This is a genomic window from Pseudomonas sp. NPDC089406, assembly GCF_044900265.1.
Taxonomy (GTDB): domain Bacteria; phylum Pseudomonadota; class Gammaproteobacteria; order Pseudomonadales; family Pseudomonadaceae; genus Aquipseudomonas; species Aquipseudomonas fakonensis.
The window spans coordinates 114247-125687 of record NZ_JBJDNC010000017.1 but is presented as its reverse complement, the minus strand read 5'-3'; the positions used below and the strand labels follow the sequence as shown (position 1 = coordinate 125687).

Below are 11441 nucleotides of genomic sequence, written 5' to 3'. Positions count from 1 at the left end.
AGCTGTGATCGCTGTGAGCTTGAATTGCTCGGTGTACTTTTCCATCGATCCCCCAAGGGTTGGATTGGTGTCCAACTTTTGGGGGGCAGTCCAGGATTGCGCGAGGTTCCCGACGGGCGCTGTACTTGTGGGAGCGGGTTTACCCGCGAAGGGCCGCAAAGCGGCCCCAATGGCCCTGTCAGGGCGAGCCCGCTTGCACGTTGTCTCTTGCCGACAGGGCTCACCCCGGGCTACCCAGCCCCTGCCAATGCCGCGCGCCGACGAAGATGAAGCGCAGCTGCTGGGTAATCTTCTCCTGCGCGCTCATGGCCTGGGAGCCACTGAAGTCATCACTGTCGATCAGCTCGGGCAGGGTGGCGAACACGGTCTTGACCACCAGGTCGGCCATCACCGCCAGGGCCGCAGCGTCCAGGTGCTGCCAGCGCGGCATGCGCGCAAGGTCGGTGGCCAGGTCGTTGCTGATGTCGTGGCGCAGCCGGGCGATGGCCTGGCGTACGGCCTGCGAGCCGCCGTATTGTTCGCGGGCGAGAAACAGGAACTGCGCGCGGTGGGCGGTCACCACGTCGAGGAAGATGCGCACCGAGGCGTCGGTGATGCCGCCCAGTTCGAATTCGTTTTGCCGCACCAGGCGGATGGTCTGGCGGAAGGTGGTATCGACCTCGTCCACCAGGGCCAGGCCCAGGGCGTCCATGTCGGGGAAGTGGCGGTAAAAACCGGTGGGCACGATACCCGCGGCCTTGGCCACCTCACGCAGGCTGATGCTGCCGAAACCACGGCCGCTCTCCATCAGCAGGCAGGCGGCATCCAGCAGGGCCTGGCGGGTTTGCAGCTTCTGTTCGGCACGCGGCAGCATGGGGGCGCAGTCTTGTGGTGGTGAAGCTGGGCATTCTGGATAAAAAAACAAAGCCCGGTCAATGGACCGGGCTTGGAGGGGAGCAGGCGCAGTGGGGCGGGTTGTTGTTCTCGGCCATGGTGATCAGCTCACACGGCTGAGTTCAACCAGACGGTCCGAGCCACCTTCGGCTACACGGTCATTACGCTCGATCAGGCGGTCCGAACCACCTTCGGCGACGCGGTCATTACGTTCGATCAGGCGATCAGAGCCACCTTCGGCGACGCGGTCATTACGCTCGATCAGGCGGTCAGAGCCACCTTCGGCGACGCGGTCGTTACGCTCGATCAGGCGATCAGAGCCACCTTCGGCGACGCGGTCATTACGTTCGATCAGGCGATCAGAACCACCTTCGGCTACACGGTCGTTACGCTCGATCAGGCGGTCCGAACCACCTTCGGCCAGGCGGCCAGCGCGTTCTTGCAGGCGTTCTGCGCCGCCTTCGGCCAGCGAGTTCAGGGGCTGGGCGACAGTGGCTGCGCTGGAGCGTGATTCGGCGGTCAGGTGCTGGTCGGCGGCCGGCAGGGCAAAGGCGTTGGCGGCCAGTACGGAAAGGGTCAGGCTCAGCAGCAGATGGCGTTTCATGATTCGGTGCTCCTCTCGGGGGCTGGAAAGTGGGTACGAGGGCAATGCTACGCCGCGTAACGCCAGAGAGAAGTTCATCCGGGTAATGGTAACAATCGACGTTATTGATACTCTGTCGCGAAGGCTCTGGGTCAATGTTTTCAGGGGTGAAGCTGGCATTTTGCCAAGCCGCTCTGGTAGTAACACGCCAGTGTTCACCAGGTTAAAAGCTGGGCAAGGCATCAGGAAAAACTTGGTTATGATGGCACCCGGATTAAACCCGGCGGGTTTTCATCAGTCCCACCTTTTAAGTGCCACCGTTACGCCGCCCCGTGCCACGCAGTCAGGAGAACCACGCAATGACGCGCCCAGCCAGAATCCTCGTCTGGACCTTCGCCACCCTCGCCACGCTGCTGGCGATACTGGTGGTGGTGATCGCCACCTTCGACTGGAACCGGGTCAAGCCGTTGCTCAACGAGAAGGTCTCCGAGGCCTTGCACCGGCCGTTCGCGATCAACGGCAACCTGGCCGTGCACTGGCGCACCGAGCCTGAAGAAAGCGGCTGGCGCGCCTATGTGCCCTGGCCGCATTTCAGCGCCGAAGACCTGACCCTGGGCAACCCCGAATGGCTCAAGGAGCCGCGCATGGTGGGCCTTGAGCGCGTGGAGTTTCGCCTGGCGCCGCTGCCGCTGATCATGCAGCGCATCAGCATCCCGCGTATCGACCTGGTCAAGCCCACCGCCAGCCTGACGCGCCTGGCCGATGGCCGGGCCAACTGGACCTTCGACTTTGGCCCCAAGGATGACAACGCCGAGCCGTCGAAATGGGAGCTGGATATCGGTGCCATCGGCTTTGACCAAGGTAACGTCAGCTTCGACGACCAAACCCTCAAGGCCAGCATGAAGGTGCAGATCGACCCGCTGGGCAAGCCCATCCCGTTCAGCGATATCGTCGGCAAGGCCCGCGCCGAAAAAGCCGGTGGCGCCCAGGACTACGCCTTCGCCATCAAGGCCCAAGGCCGCTACAAGGACCAGGCGGTGGCGGCCACCGGCAAGATCGGCGGCCTGCTGGCGCTGCAGGACGCCCGCCAGCCGTTCCCGCTGCAGGCCGATGCGCGTATTGGCGACACCCACGTGGTGCTGGCCGGTACCCTCACCGACCCGCGCAACCTCGGCGCCCTCGACCTGCGCCTGAAACTGTCCGGTAGCAGCCTGGGTAACCTCTACCCGCTGACCGGCGTCACCCTGCCGGATACCCCGGCGTACTCCACCGACGGCCACCTCAACGCCAACCTGCATGCCGCAGGCGGCGCGCAGTTCCGTTACGAGGGCTTCAACGGCAAGATCGGCGACAGCGACATCCACGGCGACCTGGCCTTCGTCGCCAGCCAGCCGCGGCCCAAGCTGTCCGGCAACCTGGTGTCCAACCAGTTGCTGTTCAAGGACCTGGCACCGCTGATCGGCGCCGACTCCAACAGCGAACAGAAGGCCCGTGGCGGCGCCAGCAAGCAGCCCACCGGCAAGGTGCTGCCGGTGGAGGAGTTCCGTACCGAGCGCTGGCGCGCCATGGACGCCGACGTGAGCTTTGCCGGCAAGCGCATCGTGCACAGCGAAAAACTGCCGTTCAACGACCTGTCGGCCCACGTGATTCTCGACGACGGCCTGCTGCGCCTGGAGCCGCTGCGCTTCGGCGTGGCCGGTGGCAACCTCGATTCGAACATCCGCCTGGACGGGCGCAGCACGCCGATGCAGGGCCGTGCACAACTCACCGCCCGGGGCTTCAAGCTCAAGGAGTTGTTCCCCACCTTCGCCCCCATGCAGACCAGCTTCGGCGAGCTCAACGGCGATGCCGACATCAGCGGCCGCGGCAATTCGGTGGCGGCGCTGCTGGGCACTTCCAGCGGCGACCTGCGCCTGTTGATCAACGATGGCGCCATCAGCCGCAGCCTGATGGAAATCGCCGGGCTCAACGTGGGCAACTACGTGATCGGCAAGTTGTTCGGCGACGAGGACGTGAAGATCAACTGCGCGGCGGCCAACGTTGGCATCAAGGACGGCCTGGCCACCACCCGCCTGTTCGTCTTCGATACCGAAAACGCGATCATCTACATCGACGGCACGGCCAATTTTGCCAGCGAGCAACTGGACCTGAAAATCACCCCGGAGTCCAAGGGCCTGCGCCTGTTCTCGCTGCGCTCGCCACTGTACGTGCGCGGGCCGTTCGCCAAGCCGAGTGCCGGGGTGCAGGCAGTGCCGTTGGCGCTGCGGGGCGCGGGCATGGTGGCACTTGGGGTGGTGGCCGGGCCTGCGGCCGGGTTGCTGGCGTTGATCGCACCGAGCAGTGGGGATGTGCCTAACCAGTGCACGCCGTTGTTGCAGCAGATGAAAGCCGGCAAGGCGCCGGCGGCGGTGAAGAAGCACAAATAGCAGGGGGCCGCTGTGCGGCCCATTCGCGACACAAGGCCGCTCCTACAGGGGATCGGGTAATCCTGTAGGAGCGGCCTTGCCGGGGCGCCGGACCGGTCGGAAAGGGCTGCAAAGCAGCCCCAGCAATTACAGGCCCTGAAGCAGATCCGACATATCGTCCGCGTGCTCTTCTTCCTGGGCCAGGATGTCCTCGAAGATGCGCCGCGTGGTCGGGTCCTTGTCACCGATGTACTGAATGATCTCGCGGTAACTGTCGATGGCGATGCGCTCGGCCACCAGGTCTTCCAGCACCATCTCTTTCAGCGTGCTGCCGGCCACGTACTGGGCGTGGGAGTTCTTTGTCAGGTTGTCGGGGTTGAAGTCCGGCTCGCCACCCAGCTGCACGATGCGTTCGGCCAGCTTGTCGGCGTGCTCGGCTTCCTGGTTGGCGTGCTCGAGAAACTCGGCAGCGGCAACACTGGCCTTGATGCCGCTGGCCATGAAGTAGTGGCGCTTGTAGCGCAGCACACACACAAGCTCAGTGGCCAGCGACTCGTTCAGCAGGCGCAGGATCTTCTCGCGGTCGGCGTGGTAACCCTCGGTCACCGCGCCTTGCTCGACATGTTGGCGGGCACGTTCGCGCAGGGTCTTCACATCGGTCAGTTCAACGCTCATGTTCATCTCCGAAAGCATCAGGGTGGTCATGGGGGTCATGCGCCGTGGGCGGCGTCGCGGTCTTCTTCACGTTGCTTGCAGGTCTTGAAGCCCTTGGCATCGACATGGCCGGTGGCGTCGAAGCGCACGTAGTAGGGCTGCTGGTGGCCGTCGCGGTTGAGGATGTAGTCGTTGCAGGTGCCGCCATGGGGCAGGTCGACCACGCTCGACGGGCTGCCACCGATGGCGATGACCTTCTGCATGGTCATGCCGTTTTCCACCTGCTTGACCAGCGGCTCGTCGCGGTAGGTGACGTAGTCCACCGGGTTTTCCGGGCGGCTGCCGCAGGCGGCGAGGGTGGCGCTTGCCAGAAGGATGGCCAGGGTCTGCTTGTACATGGTCCCGCTCCTTGCTCAAGGGGTGTTCTGCTTGGAACCGCACGGCGCGCCGGGAGTTCGATTGCGATGGTCACAGGGGGCGCTGTAGTGTTGGCTGATCGTCCATGGACAAGGGGCTGGGTATGGCGCAGGAATTGGCCACGCGGTATCCGTTGGTGCTGGTGCCGGGCATGTTCGGCTTCGTGCGGCTGGTGCTGTATCCCTACTGGTTCGGCATCGTCCCGGCGTTGCGCCGGGGTGGCGCCCGGGTGTTCCCGGTGCAGGTGTCGCCGCTGCATTCCAGCGAGGTGCGCGGCGAACAGTTGCTGTTGATCATCGAGGACATCTGCCGGCGCACGGGGGCCGACAAGGTCAACCTGATCGGCCATAGCCAGGGCGCCCTCAGCGCCCGCTACGCCGCAGCCAAACGCCCTGACCGGGTGGCCTCGGTCACCTCGGTGGCAGGCCCCAACCATGGCTCGGAGCTGGCCGATCATCTGGAGCGCACGGCGCCGGGCGACTCACCACAAGGGCGCATGCTCAAGGCGATCCTGCACGGGCTGGCGGTGTTGATGGGCTGGCTGGAAACCGGCTGGCGCCGGGAGCGCTTGCCGGTGGATGTGCACGCCTCGCATCAGTCGCTCACCACTTGGGGTGTGGACAAGTTCAACCAGGCTTACCCACAGGGGTTGCCCGAGGTGTGGGGCGGGGAGGGGCCGGGCGAGGTGAACGGGGTGCGCTACTACTCATGGTCCGGCACTTTGCAGCCGGGGCTGACTGACCAGGGGCGCAACCGTTTCGATGGCAGCAACCGCTTCTGCCGGCTGTTCGCCCGCAGCTTCGTGCGCGAGAAGGGCCAGTGCGATGGCATGGTCGGGCGGTTCAGCTCGCACCTGGGGCAGGTGATTGGCGATGACTACCCGCTGGACCATATGGATATCGTCAACCAGTCCCTCGGCGCCGTGGGCAAGGGCGCCGAGCCGGTGCGGCTGTTCACCGAACATGCCGTGCGGCTGAGGGCGGCGGGGTTGTGAACGGACAGGCCGAAAACCGAATTTGCAACCAAGCTGCATTCCCCTGTAGGAGCGGCCTTGTGTCGCGAAAGGGCTGCGCAGCGGCCCCAGGATCTCGGATTCATGCAAGATCGCCGGGGCCGCTATGCGGCCCTTTCGCGACACAAGGCCGCTCCTACAGTGATCGCGCTTCTGTTTACAACGTGCGGCGCACCGGCGTGGTCCAGCGCTCGGCCAGCAGCACGCCGGCCAAGGTCAGCAGCCCGCCATACAGGTGGTAACTGGCCAGTTGCTCATCCAGCACCGCCGCGGCGATGACCGCCGTCACCACCGGCAGCAGGTTGAAGAACAGCGTGGTGCGGCTCGGCCCGAGGCGGTGCACCGCCTGCATCCACACCAGCGGCGCAATCATCGAGGCCAGCACGCAGGCGTACAGCACCAGGCCAATGTTGTGGCCGTTCAGGCCGGTCTTGTCCGACAGCACGAACAGCGGCAGCAGCACGATGATCGCCACCAGCACCTGCAGGTACAAGAGCTGCAGCGGCGGCAGGCGCAGCTGCCATTTTTTCAGCAAGAAGCTGTACAGCGCATACGCCAGGGTGGCCAGCAGCATCATCAGGTCGCCGCGGTTAAGGCCCTGTTGCAACAGCGCCGCCGGCTGCCCGGCAGAAACCACCTCGAGCACCCCGAAGAACGACACCACAGCCCCCAGCAAGGCGCCGTAGCTCAGGCGCTGGCCCAGCCAGGCGATGGACAGCGCCAGCGACATCAACGGCATCAGCGACAGGATGATGCCCATGTTGGTGGCGCTGGTAATGCTGGCGGCAAAATACGCCAGGCTCTGGTACATGGCCATGCCCAGTACGCCGAGCACGAACACCTTGCCCAGGTGCGGGCCAATGGCGGCGCGGTTGCGCCATACCTGCGGCAGCAGGAACGGGGTGAACAGCAGGCCGGCCAGCAGCCAGCGGTAAAAGCCGATCTCGGCCGGGTGGATGGCGCCGGCGGACATCTTGGTGACCACGGTGTTGCCGGCCCAGATGAGGATGGCGATCAGGGGGAACAGGTAATTCATGTAGCGTCCAGGGTTGCGGTGTTCGTCGCGTGGGAGCGGGCTTGCCCCGCGATGGCGTTAGTCGGTTACAGAGGTTTCTCTGGGCGGACGCTATCGCGGGGCAAGCCCGCTCCCACGAGCATGGGCAGGCATTATCACGTGCCGACAGAGGTGCAACAAATCTTGTCTACACTCAGCTCGACACGCGCGCACCGGGCGCGCAGGCAAGGAGACCACTCCATGAAGATGCTGCACGTACCCCTGCTGGTGCTGGGCCTGATGCTCGCCGGGCAAGGCTTTGCCGCCACCGCGCAACAGGAAAAGATGAAAACCTGCAACGCCGACGCCACCGCCAAGGCGCTCAAGGGCGATGAGCGCAAGGCGTTCATGAGCACCTGCCTGAAGAAGGACGTGCCGCAGACCCAGCAGGAGAAGATGAAGACCTGCAACGCCGACGCCACCACCAAGGCGCTCAAGGGCGACGAGCGCAAGGCGTACATGAGCGACTGCCTGAAGAAGTGACCGGCGCCTATGCCTGCGCCTTGAAGGCTGGCAGACTGCGGGTCTTTCCGCTGTCTGCCGTCGAGGCTGTATGACCTTCACCCCCCGCCAGATCTCCCTTGCCAGCCTGGTCATCGTCATGGGCGGGCTGTTGCTGGCCTTGCCGCTGAAACTGCTGCCCAGCCTGCTGGCCGGGCTGTTGGTGTTCGAACTGGTCAACATGCTCACCCCACGCCTGCAGCCGTTGATTGCCGGGCAGCGCGCGCGTTGGCTGGCGGTGGCGCTGCTCGGCACCCTGGTGGTCAGCACCCTGACCTTGCTGATTGCCGGCGCGTTCAGCTTCTTGCTGCACGAAGCCGAAAACCCCGGCGCCTCGCTGGACAAGTTCATGGGCCTGGTTGAACGTGCCCGCAGCCAGCTGCCGCCGTTCATCGAGGGCTACCTGCCGGCCAGCGCGGCGGAGTTCAAGGTGGCCATCGGCGACTGGATCAAGAGCCACCTGAGCGACCTGCAACTGGTCGGCAAGGGCATGGCGCACATGTTCGTCACCTTGCTGATCGGCATGATTCTGGGGGCCATCATCGCCCTGCAGCGCATCCCCGACCTGTCCCGGCGCAAGCCGCTGGCCGCGGCGCTGTTCGAGCGCCTGAACCTGCTGGTGCAGGCGTTTCGCAACATCGTCTTCGCGCAGATCAAGATTTCGCTGCTCAACACCGCGTTCACCGGCATCTTCCTGGCCGTGGTGCTGCCGCTGTTCGGCGTGCACCTGCCGTTGACCAAGACGCTGATCGTGCTGACCTTCCTGCTCGGGCTGCTGCCGGTGATCGGCAACCTGATGTCCAACACCCTGATCACCATCGTCGGGCTGTCGTTGTCGCTGTGGGTGGCGGCGGCGGCCTTGGGCTACCTGATCGTGATCCACAAGGTCGAGTACTTCCTCAACGCGCGCATCGTCGGCGGGCAGATCAGTGCCAAGTCATGGGAGCTGTTGCTGGCGATGCTGGTGTGCGAGGCGGCGTTCGGGCTGCCCGGGGTGGTGGCGGGGCCGATTTACTATGCGTATCTGAAAAGTGAGTTGAAGCGCATGGAGCTGGTGTAAGCCTGCTGCGGCCCTATCGCCGGCAAGCCGGCTCCTACAGGGGGACGCGTCGCCTGTAGGAGCCGGCTTGCCGGCGATAGGGCCCTCGAATCACACCACGCCGTAGCGTTTACGCGCCTCGATCGCCAGCCCGCTGCCGATGCTGCCGAAGATATTGCCTTCCACATGCCGGGCATTGGGCAGCATCGCCGCCACGCTGTTGCGCAGCGCCGGGATGCCGCTGGAGCCGCCGGTGAAGAACACCGTGTCCACCTGCCCCTCACTCACCCCGGCCTTGGTCAGTAGCTCGGTCACGCTGCCGCGCACCCGTTCCAGCAAGCCGTCGATGGCCTCCTCGAACAGCGCCCGGGTCAGCTCGGCGGCCAGTTCAGGCTCTACCCGGCCCAGGTCGATGCGGCGGCTGTCGCGGTCGGTCAGCTCGATCTTGCTGGCTTCCACTTCCATCGCCAGCCAGTGGCCGGCACGCTGCTCGATCAGGTTGAACAGGCGGTCGATACCGAGGGTATCCTCGATGTCGTAGCGCATGTTGCCCAGGGCCAGCTGCGACTTTTGCGCGTACAGGGCGTTGATGGTGTGCCAGGTGGCCAGGTTCAGGTGGTAGCTGGTGGGCATCAGCGCGCCGCTTTTCATCCGGCTGCCGTAGCCGAACAGCGGCATCACGCCCTGCAGGCTCAACTGCTTGTCGAAGTCGGTACCGCCAATGTGCACGCCGCCGGTGGCGAGGATGTCGTCCTGGCGTTCATCCACCAGGTGGCGCTCCGGCGACAGGCGGATCAGGGTAAAGTCCGAGGTACCGCCGCCGATATCGACAATCAGCACCAGCTCTTCGCGGCTGATGCCCGACTCGTAGTCGAAGGCCGCAGCGATGGGCTCGTACTGGAACGACACGTCCTTGAAGCCGATTTTGCGGGCAACCTCTGCCAGCGTATCCTCGGCCTCCTGGTCGGCTGCCGGGTCTTCGTCGACGAAGAACACCGGGCGGCCCAGTACCACCTGGTCAAAGTCGCGTTCGGCAGCGCTTTCGGCGCGCTTTTTCAGCTCGCCGATGAACATGCCCAGCAGGTCCTTGAACGGCAGGGCGCTGCCCAGCACGCTGGTATCGTGCTTGATCAGCTTGGAGCCCAGCAGGCTCTTGAGCGAGCGCATCAGGCGGCCTTCGTAGCCCTCGAGGTATTCGTGCAGGGCCAGGCGGCCGTACACCGGGCGACGTTCCTCGATGTTGAAGAACACCACCGATGGCAGGGTGATCTTGCCGTCTTCCAGGGCGATCAGCGACTCCACGCCCGGGCGGTGCCAGCCGACCGTGGAGTTGGAGGTGCCGAAGTCGATGCCGAGGGCACGAGCCGGGGATACGTCAGACATTTGCGAGGGCTTCCGGAGGTAAAACGGCCGCGCAGTTTATGCCAGTTACCGGCTAAATCAAGACCGGCCGTCTGCCATGGCGCAAGGCCACGGGAACCTTGAAAGGCTATGCTTGACCCCAATCTTCAGTGGCAACACGCACATTCTTACTGGTGATCCACAAATGGACTTCAAAGACTATTACAAGATACTCGGCGTAGAGCCGGGCGCGGACGACAAGGCGATCAAGGCCGCGTACCGCAAGCTCGCCCGCAAGTATCACCCCGACGTCAGCAAGGAGCGCGACGCCGAGGACAAGTTCAAGGAGGCCAACGAGGCCTACGAAGTGCTGGGCGACAAGGACAAGCGCGCCGAGTACGACGAGATCCGCAAGTACGGCGGCCAGCACGGCCGGCCGTTCCAGGCGCCGCCTGGCTGGCAGGGCCGTGGCGGCAATGCCGGTGGTGGTTTCGAGGGCGGTGACTTTTCCGACTTCTTCAGCTCGATCTTCGGCGCGCGCGGCTCCAACCCGTTCGGCGGTGCCCGGCAACAACAACGCAGCGCCGGCAGGCGAGGGCAGGACGTGGAACTGGAACTGGCGGTGTTTCTTGAAGAGACCCTGAGCAAGGAGTCCAAGCAGATCAGCTTCCAGGTGCCGCAAACCAATGCCGCCGGGCAGCGCACCGGGTTCACCACGAAAACGCTGAACGTGAAGATCCCTGCCGGGGTGACCGACGGCGAGCGCATCCGCCTCAAGGGCCAGGGCGCCCCGGGCGTGGGCGGCGGTGCCAATGGCGATTTGTTCCTGACCGTCCGCATGGCGCCGCACCCGCTGTTCGATGTCGAAGGTCATGATTTGATCATCACCGTGCCATTGGCACCGTGGGAAGCTGCACTGGGCGCCAAGGTGGCCGTGCCGACCCTGACCGGCAAGATCAACCTGACCATCCGCCCCGACAGCCAGAGCGGCCAGCGCCTGCGGGTCAAGGGCATGGGCCTTTTGAACAAGCAAGGCGAGCGCGGCGACCTGTACGCCCAGCTCAAAGTGGTGATGCCGGCCCAGTCCGACGCCACCGCCCGCGAGCTGTGGGGCAAGCTGGCTGAAAAAGCCGCGTTCGACCCGAGGACTCAATGGAGTAAGTGACCATGAGCAGCACCCTGATCGTTCAACTGGATATGCGAACCCTGTGTCGAGAGGCCGATGTCACGGCCGACTGCGTGATCGAGATCGTCGAGCACGGCATTGTTGAACCATCGGGGCGAACGCCCGAGGAGTGGCTGTTCGACGACCTCGCGCCGGTGACCCTCAAACGCGCGGTGAAGCTGCATCAGCAGCTGGAGCTGGAATGGGAAGGGGTGGCGCTGGCGCTGGAGTTGCTGGAAGAGGTGCAGCAGCTGCGCAGCGAGAACAGCATGCTGAGGCAGCGGTTGGGCAGGTTTACCCAGATGTAGGCCTGGATGCAGCTCCCTGTGTAGGAGCGGCCTTGTGTCGCGAAAGGGTCGCGTAGCGGCCCCGGCGATTTTGCATGTTGCTGATATCC

The 11441-nt window shown here is 64.6% G+C and carries 12 protein-coding genes; 6 read left to right on the top strand and 6 right to left on the bottom strand.

The window, feature by feature from the left end:
- Positions 1-220: 220 nt before the first annotated feature.
- On the bottom strand, positions 221-853 hold the full coding sequence (gene fabR, locus ACI2KK_RS14320; RefSeq protein WP_404669364.1) for an HTH-type transcriptional repressor FabR: 633 nt from the start codon (positions 851-853) through the stop codon (positions 221-223).
- A gap of 123 nt (positions 854-976) precedes the next feature.
- Positions 977-1477, bottom strand: a complete 501-nt coding sequence (locus ACI2KK_RS14315; RefSeq protein ID WP_404669363.1) for a phage infection protein — start codon at positions 1475-1477, stop codon at positions 977-979.
- Positions 1478-1815: 338 nt separating this feature from the next.
- On the opposite strand from ACI2KK_RS14315, the gene ACI2KK_RS14310 reads away from it, so the two are divergent.
- Positions 1816-3882, top strand: a complete 2067-nt coding sequence (locus ACI2KK_RS14310; protein ID WP_404669362.1) for an AsmA family protein — start codon at positions 1816-1818, stop codon at positions 3880-3882.
- 126 nt (positions 3883-4008) lie between these two features.
- Here the strand turns inward: ACI2KK_RS14310 and ACI2KK_RS14305 are convergent, their stop codons facing one another.
- Both ACI2KK_RS14305 and osmE read right to left on the bottom strand, forming a co-directional pair.
- Positions 4009-4536: a bacterioferritin gene (locus ACI2KK_RS14305; RefSeq protein WP_217840538.1), complete on the bottom strand. Its 528-nt coding sequence runs from the start codon at positions 4534-4536 to the stop codon at positions 4009-4011.
- A gap of 35 nt (positions 4537-4571) precedes the next feature.
- Positions 4572-4913, bottom strand: coding sequence for an osmotically-inducible lipoprotein OsmE (osmE, locus tag ACI2KK_RS14300; RefSeq protein WP_217887369.1), 342 nt, complete (start codon positions 4911-4913; stop codon positions 4572-4574).
- Positions 4914-5035: 122 nt separating this feature from the next.
- Here osmE and ACI2KK_RS14295 point away from each other — a divergent pair, with 122 nt between their 5' ends.
- Entirely contained in the window at positions 5036-5926 is an 891-nt protein-coding gene (locus ACI2KK_RS14295; protein ID WP_404669361.1) for an esterase/lipase family protein, read from the top strand.
- A gap of 175 nt (positions 5927-6101) precedes the next feature.
- On the opposite strand, the gene ACI2KK_RS14290 is transcribed toward ACI2KK_RS14295, so the two are convergent.
- A complete protein-coding gene (locus tag ACI2KK_RS14290) occupies positions 6102-6980 on the bottom strand; it encodes a DMT family transporter (RefSeq protein ID WP_404669360.1) in 879 nt (292 codons plus the stop codon).
- A 219-nt stretch (positions 6981-7199) separates the two neighbouring features.
- Between ACI2KK_RS14290 and ACI2KK_RS14285 the strand changes: the two genes are divergently transcribed.
- Both ACI2KK_RS14285 and ACI2KK_RS14280 read left to right on the top strand, forming a co-directional pair.
- Positions 7200-7481 carry a PsiF family protein gene (locus tag ACI2KK_RS14285; protein ID WP_404669359.1) on the top strand — a complete coding sequence of 94 codons (282 nt, stop codon included), beginning with the start codon at positions 7200-7202 and terminating at the stop codon, positions 7479-7481.
- 70 nt (positions 7482-7551) lie between these two features.
- Positions 7552-8559, top strand: coding sequence for an AI-2E family transporter (locus ACI2KK_RS14280; RefSeq protein ID WP_217840533.1), 1008 nt, complete (start codon positions 7552-7554; stop codon positions 8557-8559).
- A 90-nt stretch (positions 8560-8649) separates the two neighbouring features.
- On the opposite strand, the gene ACI2KK_RS14275 is transcribed toward ACI2KK_RS14280, so the two are convergent.
- Positions 8650-9921 (bottom strand): Hsp70 family protein, encoded by a 1272-nt coding sequence (locus ACI2KK_RS14275; protein WP_404669358.1) that lies wholly within the window; start codon positions 9919-9921, stop codon positions 8650-8652.
- Positions 9922-10084: 163 nt separating this feature from the next.
- On the opposite strand from ACI2KK_RS14275, the gene cbpA reads away from it, so the two are divergent.
- Together cbpA and ACI2KK_RS14265 are read left to right on the top strand one after the other, a co-directional pair.
- On the top strand, positions 10085-11044 hold the full coding sequence (cbpA, locus tag ACI2KK_RS14270; RefSeq protein ID WP_404669357.1) for a curved DNA-binding protein: 960 nt from the start codon (positions 10085-10087) through the stop codon (positions 11042-11044).
- Positions 11045-11046: 2 nt separating this feature from the next.
- The gene (locus tag ACI2KK_RS14265; RefSeq protein WP_217840530.1) at positions 11047-11352 is read left to right on the top strand and encodes a chaperone modulator CbpM; all 306 of its coding nucleotides are present in this window, start codon (positions 11047-11049) and stop codon (positions 11350-11352) included.
- Positions 11353-11441 lie beyond the last annotated feature (89 nt).

Excerpts from the sequence above, each read along its gene's own strand:
- ACI2KK_RS14265 (WP_217840530.1), top strand. The coding sequence starts at position 11,047 with ATGAGCAGCACCCTGATCGTTCAACTGGATATGCGAACCCTGTGTCGA.
- ACI2KK_RS14285 (WP_404669359.1), top strand. The coding sequence starts at position 7,200 with ATGAAGATGCTGCACGTACCCCTGCTGGTGCTGGGCCTGATGCTCGCC.
- ACI2KK_RS14280 (WP_217840533.1), top strand. The coding sequence starts at position 7,552 with ATGACCTTCACCCCCCGCCAGATCTCCCTTGCCAGCCTGGTCATCGTC.
- ACI2KK_RS14275 (WP_404669358.1), bottom strand. The coding sequence starts at position 9,921 with ATGTCTGACGTATCCCCGGCTCGTGCCCTCGGCATCGACTTCGGCACC.
- ACI2KK_RS14310 (WP_404669362.1), top strand. The coding sequence starts at position 1,816 with ATGACGCGCCCAGCCAGAATCCTCGTCTGGACCTTCGCCACCCTCGCC.
- ACI2KK_RS14290 (WP_404669360.1), bottom strand. The coding sequence starts at position 6,980 with ATGAATTACCTGTTCCCCCTGATCGCCATCCTCATCTGGGCCGGCAAC.
- ACI2KK_RS14315 (WP_404669363.1), bottom strand. The coding sequence starts at position 1,477 with ATGAAACGCCATCTGCTGCTGAGCCTGACCCTTTCCGTACTGGCCGCC.
- ACI2KK_RS14295 (WP_404669361.1), top strand. The coding sequence starts at position 5,036 with ATGGCGCAGGAATTGGCCACGCGGTATCCGTTGGTGCTGGTGCCGGGC.
- osmE (WP_217887369.1), bottom strand. The coding sequence starts at position 4,913 with ATGTACAAGCAGACCCTGGCCATCCTTCTGGCAAGCGCCACCCTCGCC.
- ACI2KK_RS14305 (WP_217840538.1), bottom strand. The coding sequence starts at position 4,536 with ATGAGCGTTGAACTGACCGATGTGAAGACCCTGCGCGAACGTGCCCGC.
- fabR (WP_404669364.1), bottom strand. The coding sequence starts at position 853 with ATGCTGCCGCGTGCCGAACAGAAGCTGCAAACCCGCCAGGCCCTGCTG.
- cbpA (WP_404669357.1), top strand. The coding sequence starts at position 10,085 with ATGGACTTCAAAGACTATTACAAGATACTCGGCGTAGAGCCGGGCGCG.